This window comes from Pseudomonas sp. NY15372, assembly GCF_048068215.1.
GTDB lineage: Bacteria > Pseudomonadota > Gammaproteobacteria > Pseudomonadales > Pseudomonadaceae > Aquipseudomonas > Aquipseudomonas guariconensis_A.
In genome coordinates, this window is record NZ_JBLUPY010000002.1 from 97,753 (window position 1) to 116,068 (window position 18,316).

The window sequence follows — 18,316 nt, forward strand, 5'->3', positions numbered from 1 at the left end:
GGCCTAGTATGCCCGCCCGTGCCCGCAAAAAAAACGCCTCGCGGTATTTGCGGCGAGGCGTTTGTCTGGAAACCGTGCATAAGAGGCTGCTTTGCAGCCTGATCGCCGGCAAGCCGGCTCCCACGGGCACAGTGGGGTTTGCGAGAGAAGCGCGATCCCTGTGGCAGCCGGCTTGCCGGCGATCGGCCGCACAGCGGCCCAATCAATGGCTCAGGCGTCGACGAGGATCGAGGTACCGGTCATTTGTGCAGGTTTTTCCAGGCCCAGCAGCTTGAGCATGGTCGGCGCCACGTCGGCCAGTACGCCGCCGTCGCGGACCTTGAGGGCGCGCTTGCCGACATAGATGAACGGCACGGGCTCGGTGGTATGGGCGGTGTGCGCCTGACCGGTGCATTCGTCTTCCATCTGCTCGACGTTACCGTGGTCGGCGGTGATCAACGCCTCGCCGCCGACCTTGTCCAGCGCCTCGACGATACGGCCGACGCAGCCGTCCAGGGCCTCGACGGCCTTGACCGCCGCCTCGAACACGCCGGTGTGGCCGACCATGTCGCCGTTGGCGTAGTTCACCACGATCACATCGTAGCGCTGCTGCTCGATGGCCTCGACGATGCGGTCGGTGACTTCCGGGGCGCTCATTTCCGGCTGCAGGTCGTAGGTGGCGACCTTCGGCGATGGGATCAGGATGCGCTCTTCGCCTTCGAACGGTTCTTCGCGCCCGCCGGAGAAGAAGAAGGTGACGTGGGCGTATTTCTCGGTCTCGGCGATGCGCAGCTGGGTCTTGCCGTGCTTGGCCAGGTATTCGCCGAGCACGTTGTCCAGGCTGGCCGGGGCGAACGCGGCCGGGGCCGGGATCTTGGCCGAGTACTGGGTCAGGCCGATGTAGGCGGCCAGTTTCGGCAGGCGGGCGCGGGGGAATTCGTTGAAGTCGGGCTCGACGAACACGCGGGACAGTTCGCGGGCGCGGTCGGCGCGGAAGTTCATGAAGATGACAGCGTCGCCATCCTCGACCTTGACCGCTTCGCCGATGCGCGTGGCTTTCACGAACTCGTCGCTTTCATCGCGGGCGTAGGCGGCTTCCAGGCCCGCCAGGGCCGAATCGGCGGTGTAGTCGGCGACGCTGTCGACGATCAGGTTGTAGGCGGCGGCGACGCGGTCCCAGCGGTTGTCGCGGTCCATCGCGTAGTAGCGGCCGATGAGGCTGGCGATGCGGCCCTTGCCCAGCTTGGCGAAGGTGGCGTCGAGCAGTTCGATGGACGACTGCGCGCTGCGTGGCGGGGTGTCGCGGCCATCGAGGAAGGCGTGCAGGTAGATTTTCTCGGCGCCACGTTGCGCGGCCAGCTCGGCCATGGCGATGAGGTGGTCCTGGTGGCTGTGCACGCCGCCGTCGGAAAGCAGGCCGAGGATATGCACCGCCTTACCGGCGCCCACGGCGTTGTCCACCGCGCCGGTGAGGACCGGATTGTGGAAGAACTCGCCATCACGGATGGCCTTGGTCACCCGGGTGAAGTCCTGGTACACCACACGCCCTGCGCCGAGGTTCATGTGGCCGACTTCGGAGTTGCCCATCTGGCCGTCGGGCAGCCCGACATCCATGCCGGAACCGGAAATCAGGCCGTGGGGCTGGTTGGCCCGCAGGCGATCGTAGACCGGGGTATTGGCGGCGAAGATGGCGTTGTACTCGGGGCTTTCGCTGTGCCCGAAACCATCCAGGATAATCAGGACCAAGGGTTTTGGCGTGTTTGTCATCAATCCTACTCACGGTTGCAAGATGATAAAGACACGCATTCTAGGGCAATTCGGCCAAGCGCGGCCAATTTCCTCCGGATGACCGGCCATCGCCCCGACAGGCTGCGGGTGTAGGTGTTTTCCCAGCGGGCCCGACGGGCTTTGGCCGGCATTGGGGGCTGTGTATACTGGCCGGCATTTTCAATGGCTTGGAACACCCTAAATGGTTGAGAACCTGATCCGATTCGCCACCGAACACTACATCTTGGTTGCGATCTTCGTTGTTCTACTGATTCTGCTGCTGGTCAACGAGATCCGCCGTGGCGGCCAGAGCCTGAGCAATGGCCAGCTGACCGCCCTGGTCAACGCCGACAAAGGCGTGGTGATCGACATCCGCCCTGGCAAGGAATACTCGGCAGGCCACATCGTCGGCGCCCTGAACATCCCGCAGGACAAACTGGTCAACCGTATGGCCGAGCTGGACAAGCACAAGGGCAAGACCCTGATCGTGGTGGACAGCATGGGCCAGCAGTCCGGCACTATCTGCCGCGAGCTGCTCAAGGCTGGTTACACTGCCGCCAAGCTCAGCGGTGGCGTTTCCAGCTGGAAAGCCGATAACCTGCCCCTGGTGAAGTGATCATGAAGCCTGTCATCGTCTACTCCAGCGACTATTGCCCTTATTGCATGCGCGCCAAGTACCTGCTCGAGAGCAAGGGGGTGGCCTTCGAGGAAATCAAGGTCGACGGCAAGCCCCAGGTGCGTGCCGAGATGAGCCAGAAGGCGGGCCGTACCTCGGTGCCGCAGATCTGGATCGGCACCACCCACGTTGGCGGTTGCGATGACCTTTATGCCCTGGAGCGCGCGGGCAAGCTCGACGCCCTGCTCGAGGCCTGAAGCACTTTCCCTTACATAACCATTAGGAAAAAGGATCTGCCATGACAGACCAGCAGAACAACGGCGCCGCCGAAGACAATTCCCCGCAATTCTCCCTGCAGCGCATCTATGTGCGCGACCTGTCGTTCGAAGCGCCGAAGAGCCCGCAGATCTTCCGCCAGCAGTGGGAGCCGAGCGTCTCGCTGGACCTGAACACCCGCCAGAAGGCCCTGGAAAGCGATTTCCACGAAGTGGTGCTGACCCTGTCGGTGACCGTCAAGAACGGGGAAGAAGTGGCGTTCATCGCCGAAGTGCAGCAGGCCGGTATCTTCCTGATCAAGAACCTCGACGCCGCTTCCATGAGCCACACCCTCGGCGCGTTCTGCCCGAACATCCTGTTCCCGTACGCCCGCGAAACTCTGGACAGCCTGGTGACCCGTGGTTCGTTCCCGGCCCTGATGCTGTCGCCGGTCAACTTCGATGCCCTGTACGCGCAAGAGATGCAGCGCATGCAGGAAGCTGGCGAAGCGCCGACCGTGCAGTGATTCTGCCGGTATGAAGAAAGCGCCTCTCGGGGCGCTTTTTTCATGGCCTTGTCGGGCCCGATCGCGGGACAAGCCCGCTCCCACAGAGGTGCATTGTTTTCTGCGCGACAGCGCAGCCCGAAGGGCTGGGTGATCTCCCACCGGGGCAACACTGGCTAGCTTAAGCAAGCCCTGTGGGAGCGGGCTTGTCCCGCGATGGGGCTGGTCAGGCGAACCCCTGCTGGCGCCACGCCTCGTACACCGTCACCGCCACGGTATTGGACAGATTAAGGCTGCGGCACCCTGGCCGCATCGGCAGGCGCAGGCGCTGTTCCGGCGGCAGGCTGTCCAGCACCTCAGCCGGCAGCCCGCGGCTCTCCGGGCCGAACAGGAAGGCGTCGCCCGGTTGGTAGGCCACTTCATGGAAGGGGTGCGAACCCTTGGTGGTGAAGGCGAACAGCCGCGGCTGGCCGAGGCTTTCCAGGCAGTCGGCCAGGTTCTGGTGGCGCTTGAGCGTGGCATACTCGTGGTAATCCAGCCCTGCCCGGCGCAGGCGCTTGTCATCCAGCTCGAAGCCTAGTGGCTCGATCAGGTGCAGGTCGCAGCCGCTGTTGGCGCACAGGCGGATGATGTTGCCGGTATTCGGCGGAATCTCTGGTTGAAAGAGGATGACGTGAAACATGCACGGCTCCAGGCGTGAAGATGACGAGCATTCTACCCTCGAACCGGACCTGCGTTCGAAGGCCTGGCCACGTGTGTTGTTGTCCTTGGCTATCGTCGGCCTGATGGTAGGGTTGATGATCGGCCGCCTGACCGCGCCCCAGGAACGGGTGCTGGAACAGGTGGATGTGGTACAGGATGGCCTGGACCTGTGGTTCGACGGTGAGCCCAGGCTGCATGGCGAGAATGTGCAAGGCACCGTGGCGCTGGTCTTCCAGGCCAAAGGCCGGGAGCAGCGCGGACAGTTGCAGATACAGGGCAAGCCCGCAGGGTGGCGGTTGCGCCAGAGCGACGAGGGTTTGTTGCTGACCGTGGTCGCCGCGCGCCCCCTGCACGGCGAGTGGGCCGGTACAGAGGACGCTGGGCGCTGGCGGGTGCAGGTGAAACTGCACGAATAAAAGAGGGGATATCCCGGCCTGCCTGTACCGGGGTCCCCAAAACTGGAGGTATCTGTCTTATTGCAGATCGCGTGCCAGTTTTGCGAAGCCCCTGAAATACGGGTTCTAGAGCGGTTCTGTTGGGGTTTTCCAGGTTTTTGTGCCTTTGTGCGGTGCAGTCGGCACAGGATCGGTGCATGGAAACATTGGGGCTGCTATGCAGCCCCGGCAGGTTCAACGACGGTCAATGTTCGTCGTTATCCTCCTCGTCCCCGCCATCGACATTCATCCCCAGCTCTTTGATCTTTCGTGTCAGGGTATTGCGGCCCCAGCCCAGTAGCACCGCCGCATCGCGTCGGCGCCCGGCGGTGTGCTTGAGGGCGGTCTCGATCATGATGCGTTCGAAGCTGGGCACGGCGCTGTCGAGCAGGTTCGACTGGCCGCGTGTCAGGGCCTGGTCGGCCCACTGGCGCAGGGCTTGTTCCCAGTTGGTCACCGGTGCCGCATCGTGCGGCAGGTTGAGCAGCTCCGGCGGCAAGTCGCCGATCAACACCTCGCGGCTGGAGGCCATGACGGTGATCCAGCGGCAGGTGTTCTCCAATTGGCGCACATTGCCCGGCCAGGGCAGGTTGCGCATGAACTCCTCGGTTTCCGGCTTGAGCAGCTTGGGTTCCACCGCCAGTTCCTTGGCCGCGCGGCCGAGGAAATGACGCGCCAGGGCAGGAATGTCCTCGCGCCGGTCGGCCAGGCGCGGGATATGGATGCGGATCACGTTCAGGCGGTGGAACAAGTCTTCGCGGAACTTGCCGGCCTGCACCAGCGACTCCAGGTTCTGGTGCGTGGCGGCGATGATGCGCACGTCGACCTTGACCGGTACATGGCCGCCAACCCGATAGAACTCGCCATCGGCCAACACCCGCAGCAGGCGCGTCTGGGTGTCGGCGGGCATGTCGCCGATCTCGTCGAGGAACAGCGTGCCGCCGTCGGCCTGCTCGAAGCGGCCACGACGCAGGTTGGCCGCGCCGGTGAAGGCACCTTTCTCGTGGCCGAACAATTCGGACTCCATCAGGTCCTTCGGGATCGCCGCCATGTTCAGTGCGATGAACGGCGATGCCGCGCGCGGGCTGTGGCGGTGCAGCGCATGGGCCACCAGCTCCTTGCCGGTGCCGGACTCGCCGTTGATCAGCACGGTGATGTTGGAGTGGCTGAGCCGGCCGATGGCACGGAACACCTCCTGCATCGCCGGCGCCTCGCCGATGATCTCCGGCGTGCGGGCCAGGCTTGTCGGCACGTCGAGCGCCTGTTGCTCCTGGGCGTGCTGGTTAGCGCGCTTGACCAGCGCGACGGCTTCGTCCACGTCGAATGGCTTGGGCAGGTATTCGAAGGCGCCGCCCTGGTAGGACGCCACGGCGCTGTCCAGGTCGGAATGGGCGGTCATGATGATGACCGGCAGGCGCGGGTGCTGTTCGCGGATCTGGGCGAGCAAGTCCAGCCCACTGGTGCCAGGCATACGGATATCGGAAATGATCACATCCGGTTGTTGCCGGGCCAGGCGGCCCATGACTCCGTCGGCGCTGTCGAAGCTCTGGGTGGTCATGCCTTCTTGTTGCAGGGCTTTTTCCAGTACCCAGCGGATGGAGCGGTCATCGTCGACGATCCAGACGGTTTCACTTCGGCTCATGAGGCGGTGGCTCCTTGTTCCAGGGGCAGGAAGATCGAGAAGGTGGTATGGCCAGGGTGGCTGTCACATTCGATCAGGCCCTGGTGCTGGCTGATGATGTTCTGGGTGATGGCCAGGCCCAGCCCGGTACCGTCCGGGCGCCCACTGACCATCGGGTAGAAGAGGGTGTCTTGCAGCTCGGCGGGGATGCCCGGGCCGTTGTCGGTGATCTCGATCCGTGCGACCAGGCGATGGCGGATATGGCCAATGGTGAACTGGCGCACCGCGCGGCTGCGCAGGGTGATGCGGCCCAGGCGCAGTTCGTTCTGCCCGCCGATCGCCTGCATGGCGTTGCGCACGATGTTGAGCACCGCCTGGATCATCTGTTCGCGATCGATCAGCACGTCCGGCAGGCTCGGGTCGTAGTCGCGCACCAATGTGATGCCACCCTGGCTTTCGGCCTCCACCAAGCTGCAGACGCGCTCCAGTACTTCATGGATATTGGTCATGGCCAGCGATGGCAGTTTGTTCGAGCCGAGCATGCGGTCGACCAGGTTTCGCAGGCGGTCGGCTTCCTCGATGATCACGTTGGTGTAGTCGCGCAAATCGTCATGGGGCAGTTCGCGTGACAGCAGTTGCGCCGCGCCACGGATGCCGCCCAGCGGGTTCTTGATCTCGTGGGCCAGCCCGCGCACCAGCATCTTGGTGGTCTCCTGCTTGCTCAGCTGGGCCTCTTCCTTGGTGATGCGCAGCAGCCGGTCGCGCGGGTGGACCTCCAGCAGCAGCAAGGTCTGGCCCTGGTGCAGGATCGGCGTGACGGCATAGTCCACGGTAATGGCCTGACCGGTCAGGGAGGTGAGCTGGGCTTCGCGCTTGGTGAACGGGTGCGCCTGCTCCACGGCCTGACGCAGGGAGTTGAGCGCTTCGGTCGATTCGGTGAACAACTCACTGATGAATTGCCCATGGCTGCGCTGCCCGCTGACCGCCAGCAGCATTTCCGCCGCCGGGTTCATGTACTCCAGGCGCAGTTCGGCATTGAGCAGAAGCGTGGCCGTGGTCAGGTTGTCCAGGAGCAGCCGGTGCTGTGCATCGCTGATAGTCATGGCGTCTTGGACCTCTATTTGGGCGCGTGTTGGCTCGTGGGTAGGCCCCGGCTGGGCTGGGGCGCGCGCGGGTGATCCTCTCGGTGCAAAGGAAAATGCAAGAAACAAACCAAGGCTCCGAAAAGAAGCAGATTTTCCGGATAAAGGCCTGGATTTGCGCGAAATCAGAACAAAAAGCCCTGGTTTATCGTTTCTTGTGACCTCTATTGGGATGCATCGCTGGGCATAGGACGCCGCGATGCACCAATATAGAGCATAGGGTGTTCAGCTGCGCTCGCACAGCTGCGCAGTGGCACGGACCAGGGCCAAATGGCGAGGGGTATCTTTCGAACGTTGGGCCAGGGCATCGGCCAATTGCTCGGCACACAGGGGCATGCGTTGCTGGTCGAAGCGCGCCAGGTCCTGGAGCAACTGGTCCTGCAGGTTATCCAGTTGCGGGCGAATTTCGCTGGCAAGGTCGCGGCGCTGGGTATCGGGCGCCTGGCGTTGTTGGTGCCATGTGTTGAGGTAGTGGTATTGCAGCAGCTTGTTGGCTTCGATCTGGTCGGCGAAGAAGGTTTCGGCGCGTTCGGCGTTCAGGTCATAGGTCAGCGCAGCCTGGCGCACGTTGGCCAGCACGTCCTGCTCGCGCTGCGGTGCGTGTACCGGTTGACGCGTGTCCCATTTGTGCAGGGCTACGGCCTCGGCGATGTCGAGTCGATGATCGATGGCGTCGATCAGGCGAGTCAGGGAGGAGGAGGCATCGAGGGTTGCCGCGCAACCTGTCAAGCTGATCGCGCCGGTCAGGGCGAGGAGGGGGATGAGGCGCATGTTGCTCTCCTGAAGTCGGGAGAACCGAGTGTGGCCAGTCGCTCAGGTGTGGCGGGTAGGGCCATTCCGAAATGCTTGAGTGTAAAAGCAGAAACGGCCTCCAAGGGAGGCCGTTCCGAGGGTGCAGCTTACATTACACGCTGTAGTACAGGTCGTATTCCAGCGGGTGAACGAAGGTACGGACCTTGATTTCTTCTTCGGACTTCAGCTCGATGTAGGCATCGATGAAGTCGTCGGAGAACACGCCGCCCTTGGTCAGGAAGGCGCGGCCCTTGTCCAGCTCTTCCAGGGCTTCCTTCAGGCTGCCGCAAACCTGCGGGATTTCCTTGGCCTCTTCAGGCGGCAGGTCGTACAGGTTCTTGTCGGCGGCATCGCCTGGGTGGATCTTGTTCTGGATGCCATCCAGGCCGGCCATCAGCAGGGCGGCGAAGCACAGGTACGGGTTGGCCGCCGGGTCCGGGAAGCGCGCTTCGATACGGCGGGCTTTCGGGCTGGAAACGTACGGGATACGGATCGAGGCCGAACGGTTACGGGCCGAGTAGGCCAGCATGACCGGGGCTTCGAAGCCTGGCACCAGACGCTTGTAGGAGTTGGTGGCCGGGTTGGTGAAGCCGTTCAGTGCCTTGCCGTGCTTGATGATGCCGCCGATGAAGTACAGGGCGGTGTCGGACAGGCCGGCATAGCCTTCGCCGGAGAAGGTGTTCTTGCCGTCCTTGGAGATCGACATGTGAACGTGCATGCCCGAGCCGTTGTCGCCGTACAGCGGCTTAGGCATGAAGGTAGCGGTCTTGCCGTAGGCGTCAGCCACGTTGTGCACGCAGTACTTCAGGGTCTGGACTTCGTCAGCTTTGGTGACCAGGGTGTTGAATTTCACACCGATTTCGTTCTGGCCGGCAGTGGCCACTTCGTGGTGGTGAACTTCGATGACCAGGCCCATTTCTTCCATGGCGTTGCACATGGCAGTACGGATTTCGTGGTCGTGGTCGCACGGCGGAACCGGGAAATAGCCGCCCTTGACGGCTGGGCGGTGGCCCTTGTTGCCGCCTTCGACGTCCTGGTCGGTCATCCAGGAACCTTGTTCGGAGTAGATCTTGAACATGGAGCCGGAGATGTCGGACTTGAACTTGACCTGGTCGAAGATGAAGAACTCAGGCTCCGGGCCGACGAACACGGTGTCGCCGATGCCGGTGGTCTTGAGGTATTCCTCGGCGCGCTTGGCGATGGCGCGTGGGTCGCGGTCGTAGCCTTGCATGGTGGACGGTTCGACTACGTCGCAGACCAGGATCAGGGTCGGCTCTTCGGTGAACGGGTCCAGGACGGCGGACGCGTCGTCCGGCATCAGGATCATGTCGGAGGCTTCGATGCCTTTCCAGCCTTCGATGGACGAGCCGTCGAACATTTTGCCGGCTTCGAAGAAGTCGTCTTCCAGCGCATCGCGAGCGGGCATGGTGACGTGGTGCTGTTTGCCTTTGGTGTCCGTGAAACGCAGATCAATCCACTTGACGTCATGATCTTTGATGAGTTGAACCGACTTCGACATGTTGTCCTCCGGATGGTCTAGGGCGCGGTGGGCCGCTGCCCTGGAAAAAGGGTGTCGCCGGGCGCGGATAGTCGGCCAAGCTTACCTGCCTCACAAGAGAGCAATTTGCATGCCAGTGCCCGAAAATGGCGAGGGTGAGATAAAAGGGGGCGTTGGCGGGCATTTTGTTCTAGGGGTGCCTTGGGAAATGCACTCATAAGATGCGTTATTTCGAGGTGGCGCACCATTGTGGTGCGCGCTCGTCCCATCGCGGGGCAAGCCCGCTCCCACAAAGGCCGTTGTGCGCAATTCCTTGTGGGAGCGGGCTTGCCCCGCGATGGGGCCCGCGCAGGCAACATAAAATCAATGCCCTGATCAAAAGTTGCTCAAACCTTGAGCTATTTCCGCTATAATTCGCGCCCCTCATTTTCGGCAGGCCCTGCGCGCGCTGTTAAACCAATGAAACTTATCGTCAAAGTCTTCCCTGAGATCACCATCAAGAGCCGGCCGGTGCGCAAGCGTTTCATCCGCCAGCTCGGCAAGAACATCCGCGTCGTGCTCAAGGACTTGGATCCGGAGCTCGTGGTCGATGGTGTCTGGGACAATCTCGAAGTGGTCACCCGCGTCGAGGACGAGAAGATCCAGCGCGAAATGATCGAGCGCCTGACCTGCACCCCGGGGATCACCCACTTCCTGCAGGTCGAGGAATACCCGCTGGGCGACTTCGACGACATCGTCGAGAAGTGTAAGCACCATTTTGGCCACCTGCTGGCCGGCAAGCGCTTCGCCGTGCGCTGCAAGCGTGGCGGCCACCACGACTTCACCTCGATGGACGTCGACCGCTACGTCGGCAGCCAGCTGCGCCAGCAGTGCGGTGCCACCGGCATCGACCTCAAGAACCCTGAAGTTTTGGTGCGCATCGAGATCCGCGACCAACGCCTGTACGTGATCCACAACCAGCACCAGGGCATCGGCGGTTACCCGCTGGGCGCGCTGGAGCAGACCCTGGTGCTGATGTCCGGCGGCTTCGACTCCACCGTCGCCGCCTACCAGATGATGCGCCGCGGCCTGATGACCCATTTCTGCTTCTTCAACCTCGGCGGCCGTGCCCACGAGCTCGGCGTGATGGAAGTGGCCCACTACCTGTGGAAGAAGTTCGGCAGCAGCCAGCGCGTGCTGTTCATCAGCGTGCCTTTCGAAGAAGTGGTCGGCGAGATCCTGGGCAAGGTCGACAACAGCTACATGGGCGTGACCCTCAAGCGCATGATGCTGCGCGCCGCTGCGCGCATGGCCGAGCGCCTGGAGATCGACGCCCTGGTCACCGGCGAGGCGATTTCCCAGGTGTCCAGCCAGACCCTGCCGAACCTGTCGATCATCGACTCGGCCACCGACAAGCTGGTGCTGCGCCCGCTTCTGGCCAGCCACAAGCAGGACATCATCGACACCGCCTACCAGATCGGCACTGCCGAGTTCGCCAAGCACATGCCGGAATATTGCGGCGTGATCTCGGTGAACCCGACCACCCATGCCAAGCGCCACCGCATGGAGCACGAAGAGAAGCAGTTCGACATGGCAGTGCTCGAGCGCGCCATGGAGCGTGCCAAGTTCATCTCCATCGACCACGTGATCGACGAGCTGGGCAAGGACATCGAGATCGAGGAAGTGGCCGAGGCCCTGCCGGGCCAGATCGTCCTCGACATCCGTCACCCCGATGCTCAGGAAGACGAACCTCTGGTGATCGAGGGCGTCGAAGTCCAGGCCATGCCGTTCTATGCGATCAACAGCAAGTTCAAGCACCTGGATGCCAACCGCCAGTACCTGCTGTATTGCGACAAAGGTGTGATGAGCCGCCTGCACGCACACCACCTGCTCAGTGAGGGACATGCCAATGTGCGTGTTTATCGTCCGACATAAGACCCCAGGGCTGTATGGCGGCAGCATCCGCCATCGCCCTCCCGACCACCGGGCCCGCTGAGCCGCAAACCGTACATATTCGCCGCCTACACTGGCGGCAACCGAATCCTCTGATCGAGATACAGTTGTGATCGAAAATCTGCGTAACATCGCCATCATCGCCCACGTTGACCATGGTAAAACCACCCTGGTCGACAAACTCCTGCGCCAGTCCGGCACCCTGGAGCGTAACGAGCTCAACGACGAGCGCGTGATGGACTCCAACGACCAGGAAAAAGAGCGCGGCATTACCATCCTGGCGAAGAACACCGCCATCCGCTGGAACGACTACCGCATCAACATCGTCGACACCCCCGGCCACGCCGACTTCGGCGGTGAAGTAGAGCGCGTGATGTCGATGGTCGACTCCGTGCTGCTGCTGGTCGACGCCCAGGACGGCCCGATGCCGCAAACCCGCTTCGTGACCAAGAAGGCCTTCGAAGCCGGCCTCAAGCCGATCGTCGTGATCAACAAGGTCGACCGTCCGGGCGCGCGTCCTGACTGGGTTCTGGACCAGATCTTCGACCTGTTCGACAACCTCGGCGCCACCGACGACCAGCTGGACTTCCAGGTTGTCTACGCCTCGGCCCTGAACGGCATCGCCGGTCTCGACCACACCGACATGGCCGAAGACATGACCCCGCTGTACCAGGCCATCGTCGACCACGTGCCGGCACCGACCGTCGACGTCGACGGCCCGTTCCAGATGCAGATCTCCGCACTGGACTACAACAGCTTCCTGGGCGTAATCGGCGTTGGCCGTATCGCCCGTGGCCGCGTCAAGCCGAACACCCCGGTCGTCGCCATCGACACCGAAGGCAAGAAGCGCAACGGCCGTATCCTCAAGCTGATGGGCCACCACGGCCTGCACCGCGTCGACGTCGAAGAAGCCACCGCGGGCGACATCGTCTGCATCAGCGGTTTCGACGAGCTGTTCATCTCCGACACCCTGTGCGACATGAACCACGTCGAAGCGATGAAGCCGCTGACCGTCGACGAGCCGACCGTTTCGATGACCTTCCAGGTCAACGACTCGCCGTTCTGCGGCAAGGAAGGCAAGTTCGTCACCAGCCGCAACATCAAAGAGCGTCTGGACAAAGAGCTGCTGTACAACGTTGCCCTGCGCGTCGAAGAAGGCGACTCGGCCGACAAGTTCAAGGTCTCTGGCCGTGGTGAGCTGCACCTGTCGGTCCTGATCGAAACCATGCGCCGCGAAGGCTTCGAGATGGCCGTGGGCCGTCCTGAGGTGATCATCCGCGAAGTCAATGGCGTCAAGCAGGAGCCGTTCGAGAACGTCACCATCGATATCCCTGAAGAGTCCCAGGGCAAGGTCATGGAAGAAATGGGCCTGCGTAAGGGCGACCTGACCAACATGGCGCCGGATGGCAAGGGCCGTGTGCGCCTGGAGTACAACGTTCCGGCCCGTGGCCTGATCGGCTTCCGCAACCAGTTCCTGACCCTGACCAACGGTGCAGGCATCCTGACCTCGATCTTCGATCGCTACGACACCATGAAGCCAGGCACCATGTCGGGCCGTCTGAACGGTGTTCTGGTCTCGATCGAGACCGGCAAGGCCCTGACCTACTCGCTGGAAACCCTGCAGGCTCGCGGCAAGCTGTTCATCGAGCACGGCCAGGACATCTACAACGGTCAGATCATCGGCCTGAACAGCCGTGACAACGACCTGGGCGTGAACCCGACCAAGGGCAAGAAGCTCGACAACATGCGTGCTTCGGGCAAGGACGAAGTCATCGCCCTGGTTCCGCCGGTTCGCCACACCCTCGAGCAGGCCCTGGAATTCATCCAGGACGACGAGCTGTGCGAAGTCACGCCGAAGTCGATCCGTCTGCGCAAGAAGATCCTCGACGAAGGCGAGCGTACCCGCGCTGCCAAGAAAGCCAAGGCTTGATCGTCTAGCCTGAGCTGAAACGAAAACGCCCCCGAGTCGAAAGACCGGGGGCGTTTTTGTTTGCCTTCAAGAAAGTTGAGGGCCGCTTTGCGGCCCTTTCGCGGCGCAAGGGGCGCGAAGCGGCCCCAAATTCTCAATTGAAACAGGCTCAGCGTCCGACCACCTTGGGCTTGTACGCGCAATACCCCGGCCGCGGCCCGACCTTGGGGTGGTTGCGGCAGGTGTCGGGCCGCTTGTCGTAGATAGTGCACAAGCGGCTCTTGCGATCCAGGTACAGGCAGTCGTCGTTGCTCATGCGGGTCAGGGTGAAGATCCCCGATTTCTGGTTGAAGCGCTCGATGATGCCTTCTTTCTGCAGGCGCTTGGCGATGTTCTTCGGCGGCTCGTCCTTCTCGAACTCGTCCACCACGCCGATGCGGATCAGGTCCTTGATCTTCACTTCCACCGGCAGGGTACAACAGGTCGAGTGGCAGCCCCCGCACATGTGGCTGGCATAGCGTTGCCAGGTTTCCAGGCGGTCGACTTCGGCGGCGGCGATCAGGGTCGGTTTCATTTTCTTGGGGCATATCACGGTTTGCGGGGCGCGCGATGATACCGGAGTTGTTCAATTTGTGAACAACCTTTTGCCCGAATCGCCGAGTGGGGCATGAAAACCGCGAACCCTCGCTGACGCTCTGTGTCGAAGCGTCTAGGCTGAACAACCTGTGCTTTCGTCAACTTGCTCGAGGATGCCGCATGTCCCAGGAACCCAAAGCTCGTGACGCAGAGGTGGCCGAATTTCGCGCCGCTGTGCTGGCCAAGCTGACCTACGCGGTCGGCAAGGACCCGGAGCATGCCTTCGACCATGACTGGTTCGAAGCCATCGCCCTGGCTGCCCGCGATCACATGGTCGACCATTGGATGGACCACACCCGCCAGGCCTATCGGCGCAGCCAGAAGCGGGTCTACTACCTCTCCCTGGAATTTCTCATCGGCCGCCTGCTGTACGACAGCCTCAGCAACCTGGGCCTGCTGGAGATCGCCCGCGAAGCGCTGGTAGGGCTGGACGTGGACCTGGAGCGTATCCGCCTGCTGGAGCCGGACGCCGCACTGGGCAACGGCGGCCTCGGTCGCCTGGCGGCGTGCTTCATGGAGAGCATGTCGACCCTGGGCATCGCCGCCCATGGCTATGGCATCCGCTACGAACACGGCCTGTTCCGCCAGGCCATGGTCGATGGCTGGCAACAGGAGCAGACCGAGAACTGGCTGGACTTCGGCAACCCGTGGGAGTTCGAGCGCGCGGAGGTGATCTACCCGATCAGCTTTGGCGGCAGCGTCGAGACGGTGTACGACACCCACGGCCACGCGCGCCAGGTCTGGTGGCCGGGCGAGACGGTACGGGCGGTGGCCTACGACACGCCAGTGGTCGGCTGGCGCGGGGCGAGCGTGAACACCTTGCGCCTGTGGCGCGCCCGGGCCATGGAAGAGTTGCACCTGGAGCGTTTCAACGCTGGCGATCACCTGGGCGCGGTAGCCGAAGTGGCGCGGGCCGAGAGCATCTCACGGGTACTGTACCCGGCAGACAGCACCGAGGCCGGCCAGGAGCTGCGCCTGCGCCAGGAGTACTTCTTCGTCTCGGCGTCGTTGCAGGACTTGCTGCGCCGGCACCTGAACATGCACGACAACCTGCTCAACCTGCCGGATGCAGCGGCCATCCAGCTCAACGACACCCACCCGTCGATCGCCGTGGCCGAGCTGATGCGGCTGTTGGTCGACCAGCACGAGATACCCTGGGATACCGCCTGGGAGCTGACCGTAGGGACCCTGGCCTATACCAACCACACCCTGCTGCCCGAAGCCCTGGAAACCTGGCCGGTGGCACTGATGGAGCGCATGCTGCCGCGCCACATGCAGATCATCTACCTGATCAACGCCCAGCATATCGATGCCCTGCGAGCCAAAGGCCTGCACGACTTCGATGTGCTGCGCGCGGTATCGCTGATCGAAGAGGACAACGGCCGCCGGGTGCGCATGGGCAACCTGGCATTCCTCGGTTCGCACAGTGTCAACGGCGTGTCGGCCTTGCACAGCAAGCTGATGCGCAGCACGGTGTTCGCCGAGCTGCACAAGCTGTACCCGAAACGGATCAACAACAAGACCAACGGCATCACCTTCCGCCGTTGGCTGTACCAGGCCAACCCGCAGCTCACCGCCATGTTGGTGGAGGCGCTGGGCGAGCAGGTCCTGGACGACCCTGAAGGGCAATTGAAGGCGCTGGTGCCGTTCGCCGACAAGACCACCTTCCGCAAGCAGTTCGCCTCCCAACGCCTGCACAGCAAGCGGGCCCTGGCCAGCATCATCCAGGACCGGGTCGGGGTGACGGTCAACCCCGAGGCGCTGTTCGATGTGCAGGTCAAGCGGATCCACGAGTACAAGCGTCAGTTGCTCAACCTGCTGCACACCGTGGCCCTGTACCAGGCCATGCGCGCCGAGCCGGATATCGACTGGGTGCCGCGGGTCAAGATCTTCGCCGGCAAGGCTGCGGCCAGCTACCACCAGGCCAAGCTGATCATCAAGCTGGCCAACGACATCGCCCGGGTGGTCAACAACGACCCGACCGTGCGCGGCCTGCTCAAGGTGGTGTTCCTGCCCAACTACAACGTCAGCCTGGCCGAGAGCATCATCCCGGCGGCGGATCTGTCCGAGCAGATCTCCACCGCCGGGTACGAGGCCTCCGGCACCAGCAACATGAAGTTCGGCCTCAATGGCGCGCTGACCATCGGCACCCTCGATGGCGCCAACGTCGAAATGAGTGAGCAGGTCGGTACCGAGAACATGTTCATCTTCGGCCTCACCGCCCAGCAGGTGGAAGCCCGCAAGCGTGCCGGGGACTTTGGTGCCGGCGCTGCGATCGCGGCGTCGAGCCGCCTGGGCGATGTGCTCGAGGCGATCCGCAGCGGCGTCTTCTCGCCCGACGACCCGGCGCGCTACACAGGCCTTGTGGATGCACTGGTGGCCCATGACCGCTTCTTGGTGTGCGCCGACTTCGATGCCTACTGGGAGGCCCAGCGACGGGTCGAGGCGCTGTGGCACCAGCCCCAGAGCTGGTGGCGCATGGCGGTGCTCAACACGGCGCGGATGGGGTGGTTCTCGTCGGACCGTACCATTCGCGAATATGCCAGCGAGATCTGGAAGGCGCTGGATTGAGGTCGCGCGCGACCCTGTAGGGTTCCTGTAGGAGCGGCCTTGTGCCGCGAAAAGGCCGCTCCTACAGGTCGCGGTGCCAGCCGTGCGCTCCGACCGCCGGCCTGGCGGGGGCTGAACTACCGACCTATTGTGCCGTCTGAACGACCAGTCGAGTCTCATCGCTCGCTAGCCCGCAACTCTCCCTGTAAACTGCGGGGGTTTTTCTCCCCCCTTTCCATTTCGGAGCCATACATGTCCCGCGTTACCCTGAGTCGCTATCTGATTGAGCAGACCCGCAGCAACAATACCCCTGCCGATCTGCGCTTCCTGATCGAAGTGGTGGCGCGTGCGTGCAAGGAAATCAGCCACCACGTGTCCAAAGGGGCCCTGGGCGGCGTACTGGGCAGCATGGGCACCGAAAACGTACAGGGCGAGGTGCAGAAGAAGCTCGACGTGATCTCCAACGACATCCTGCTGGAGGCCAACGAGTGGGGCGGTCACCTGGCCGGCATGGCGTCCGAGGAAATGGACAACGCCTACCAGATCCCGGGCAAGTACCCCAAGGGTGCCTACCTGCTGGTCTTCGACCCGCTGGACGGTTCGTCGAACATCGACGTCAACGTCTCGGTCGGTACTATCTTCTCGGTATTGCGTTGCCCCAATGAATACCTGAGCCAGAACGAAACCCTGAACGAAAATGCGTTCCTCCAGCCAGGCACCCAGCAGGTCGCCGCCGGCTACGCCATCTATGGCCCGCAGACCATGCTGATCCTGACCCTGGGCAACGGCGTCAAGGGCTTCACCCTGGACCGCGAGCTGGGCAGCTTCGTCCTGACCCACGAGAACATCCGCGTACCGGAAAGCACCGCCGAGTTCGCCATCAACATGTCCAACCAGCGTCACTGGGAAGCCCCAGTGCAGCGCTACGTGGGCGAACTGCTGGCTGGCGAGACCGGCCCGCTGAAGAAGAACTACAACATGCGCTGGATCGCCTCGATGGTGGCCGACGTGCACCGCATCCTGACCCGTGGCGGCCTGTTCATGTACCCACGCGATGCCCGTGAGCCGAGCAAGCCGGGCAAGCTGCGCCTGATGTACGAAGCCAACCCGATGTCGTTCATCATCGAGCAGGCCGGCGGCGCGTCCACCAACGGTTACGATCGCATCCTCGACATCCAGCCCGAGAGCCTGCACCAGCGCGTGTCGGTGATCCTGGGCTCGAAGGAAGAGGTCGAGCGCGTCACCGCCTATCACAAGGAGTAAGTCATGCTCGCACCTTGGCAGCCGTTGCTGGAGTGGTGGTTCGGTTGGGGCACCAGTCCCCAGGCCGTGGCTGACGAGAAGAGCACGCTGTGGTTCGGCAAGCATCACGATGCCGAGGCCCAGGCGCTGTTTGGCGAGCTGGTCGAGCACGCCCTGGCCGGTGGTCTCGACGAGTGGCAGCAAAGCCCGCAAGGCTGGCTCGGCCTGCTGATCCTGCTGGACCAGCTGCCGCGCATGATCCATCGCGACACGCCGCGTGCCTTCGACGGCGACCGGCGCGCCCAGGTGGTGGCCATGCAAGGTCTGCAGAAGGGCTGGGACTACCAGTTGTTGCCGATCCAGCGGGTGTTCGTGCTGTTGGTGCTGGAGCATGCCGAGGTGCTCGACTGGCAGAACCTGTGCGTGGAGCGCTACCAGGTCCTGCTGGAGGAACAGCCCGAGGCCAATCGCCGGCTGTTCGAGGGCTTCCTCGACTACGCCGAACAGCACCAACGGGTGATCGCCCGCTTCGGCCGCTTCCCGCACCGCAATCTGGTGCTGGGCCGGCCGAGCACCGATGAAGAGATGGACTTCCTGCTCGAGCCAGGTTCGCGTTTCTAGGCCAGCAGGCCCTTGCGGGGCAAGGCCGCTCTCATGCGCGATGCATGGGGACGGGCTTGCCCCGCAATCGTTTGGGCGATGTGAACAGGTTCGCAAGGTTCACGCCAGCCGACCA

General features: G+C 63.0%; 16 protein-coding genes. 9 read left to right on the forward strand and 7 right to left on the reverse strand.

What is annotated here, in order from left to right; genetic code table 11:
- Positions 1 to 210: 210 nt before the first annotated feature.
- The gene (gene gpmI, locus ACNFG0_RS02055; RefSeq protein WP_196144037.1) at positions 211 to 1,746 is read right to left on the reverse strand and encodes a 2,3-bisphosphoglycerate-independent phosphoglycerate mutase; all 1,536 of its coding nucleotides are present in this window, start codon (positions 1,744 to 1,746) and stop codon (positions 211 to 213) included.
- 202 nt (positions 1,747 to 1,948) lie between these two features.
- Here gpmI and ACNFG0_RS02060 point away from each other — a divergent pair, with 202 nt between their 5' ends.
- From ACNFG0_RS02060 to secB, 3 genes are read left to right on the forward strand one after another with little or no spacing between them, the layout of a single operon-like run.
- On the forward strand, positions 1,949 to 2,362 hold the full coding sequence (locus tag ACNFG0_RS02060; protein WP_196144036.1) for a rhodanese-like domain-containing protein: 414 nt from the start codon (positions 1,949 to 1,951) through the stop codon (positions 2,360 to 2,362).
- A 2-nt stretch (positions 2,363 to 2,364) separates the two neighbouring features.
- Complete coding sequence (gene grxC, locus ACNFG0_RS02065) at positions 2,365 to 2,619, forward strand: glutaredoxin 3 (RefSeq protein ID WP_043212544.1); 255 nt, start codon at positions 2,365 to 2,367, stop codon at positions 2,617 to 2,619.
- Between the two features lie 41 nt (positions 2,620 to 2,660).
- The gene (gene secB, locus ACNFG0_RS02070; RefSeq protein WP_084853928.1) at positions 2,661 to 3,143 is read left to right on the forward strand and encodes a protein-export chaperone SecB; all 483 of its coding nucleotides are present in this window, start codon (positions 2,661 to 2,663) and stop codon (positions 3,141 to 3,143) included.
- Positions 3,144 to 3,348: 205 nt separating this feature from the next.
- Here the strand turns inward: secB and trmL are convergent, their stop codons facing one another.
- Positions 3,349 to 3,804 carry a tRNA (uridine(34)/cytosine(34)/5-carboxymethylaminomethyluridine(34)-2'-O)-methyltransferase TrmL gene (trmL, locus tag ACNFG0_RS02075; protein WP_196144034.1) on the reverse strand — a complete coding sequence of 152 codons (456 nt, stop codon included), beginning with the start codon at positions 3,802 to 3,804 and terminating at the stop codon, positions 3,349 to 3,351.
- Between trmL and ACNFG0_RS02080 the strand changes: the two genes are divergently transcribed.
- A complete protein-coding gene (locus ACNFG0_RS02080) occupies positions 3,803 to 4,240 on the forward strand; it encodes a hypothetical protein (RefSeq protein WP_416763921.1) in 438 nt (145 codons plus the stop codon). The two genes, trmL and ACNFG0_RS02080, sit on opposite strands and share 2 nt — an antisense overlap.
- Before the next feature lie 223 nt (positions 4,241 to 4,463).
- Here the strand turns inward: ACNFG0_RS02080 and ntrC are convergent, their stop codons facing one another.
- From ntrC to glnA, 4 genes are all read right to left on the reverse strand, one after another.
- Entirely contained in the window at positions 4,464 to 5,900 is a 1,437-nt protein-coding gene (gene ntrC / locus ACNFG0_RS02085; protein ID WP_196144032.1) for a nitrogen regulation protein NR(I), read from the reverse strand.
- Positions 5,897 to 6,982: a nitrogen regulation protein NR(II) gene (gene glnL, locus ACNFG0_RS02090; RefSeq protein WP_196144031.1), complete on the reverse strand. Its 1,086-nt coding sequence runs from the start codon at positions 6,980 to 6,982 to the stop codon at positions 5,897 to 5,899. The genes ntrC and glnL overlap by 4 nt, the downstream gene beginning before the upstream one ends.
- 264 nt (positions 6,983 to 7,246) lie before the next feature.
- A complete protein-coding gene (locus ACNFG0_RS02095) occupies positions 7,247 to 7,792 on the reverse strand; it encodes a chorismate mutase (protein WP_196144030.1) in 546 nt (181 codons plus the stop codon).
- Positions 7,793 to 7,925: 133 nt separating this feature from the next.
- Positions 7,926 to 9,332 (reverse strand): glutamate--ammonia ligase, encoded by a 1,407-nt coding sequence (glnA, locus tag ACNFG0_RS02100; protein ID WP_084853940.1) that lies wholly within the window; start codon positions 9,330 to 9,332, stop codon positions 7,926 to 7,928.
- Between the two features lie 438 nt (positions 9,333 to 9,770).
- On the opposite strand from glnA, the gene thiI reads away from it, so the two are divergent.
- Together thiI and typA are read left to right on the forward strand one after the other, a co-directional pair.
- Positions 9,771 to 11,225: a tRNA uracil 4-sulfurtransferase ThiI gene (gene thiI / locus ACNFG0_RS02105; RefSeq protein ID WP_196144029.1), complete on the forward strand. Its 1,455-nt coding sequence runs from the start codon at positions 9,771 to 9,773 to the stop codon at positions 11,223 to 11,225.
- 127 nt (positions 11,226 to 11,352) lie between these two features.
- The gene (gene typA, locus ACNFG0_RS02110) at positions 11,353 to 13,173 is read left to right on the forward strand and encodes a translational GTPase TypA (RefSeq protein WP_196144028.1); all 1,821 of its coding nucleotides are present in this window, start codon (positions 11,353 to 11,355) and stop codon (positions 13,171 to 13,173) included.
- A gap of 148 nt (positions 13,174 to 13,321) precedes the next feature.
- On the opposite strand, the gene ACNFG0_RS02115 is transcribed toward typA, so the two are convergent.
- Positions 13,322 to 13,726, reverse strand: coding sequence for a YkgJ family cysteine cluster protein (locus tag ACNFG0_RS02115; RefSeq protein ID WP_196144027.1), 405 nt, complete (start codon positions 13,724 to 13,726; stop codon positions 13,322 to 13,324).
- Positions 13,727 to 13,908: 182 nt separating this feature from the next.
- Between ACNFG0_RS02115 and ACNFG0_RS02120 the strand changes: the two genes are divergently transcribed.
- The 3 genes from ACNFG0_RS02120 to ACNFG0_RS02130 all read left to right on the forward strand — a co-directional run bounded on the left by ACNFG0_RS02120 (position 13,909) and on the right by ACNFG0_RS02130 (position 18,201).
- A complete protein-coding gene (locus ACNFG0_RS02120; protein ID WP_416763922.1) occupies positions 13,909 to 16,359 on the forward strand; it encodes a glycogen/starch/alpha-glucan phosphorylase in 2,451 nt (816 codons plus the stop codon).
- Between the two features lie 231 nt (positions 16,360 to 16,590).
- Complete coding sequence (locus tag ACNFG0_RS02125) at positions 16,591 to 17,601, forward strand: class 1 fructose-bisphosphatase (RefSeq protein ID WP_025340932.1); 1,011 nt, start codon at positions 16,591 to 16,593, stop codon at positions 17,599 to 17,601.
- Between the two features lie 3 nt (positions 17,602 to 17,604).
- Complete coding sequence (locus tag ACNFG0_RS02130) at positions 17,605 to 18,201, forward strand: DUF924 family protein (RefSeq protein ID WP_196144024.1); 597 nt, start codon at positions 17,605 to 17,607, stop codon at positions 18,199 to 18,201.
- Positions 18,202 to 18,316: the final 115 nt, after the last annotated feature.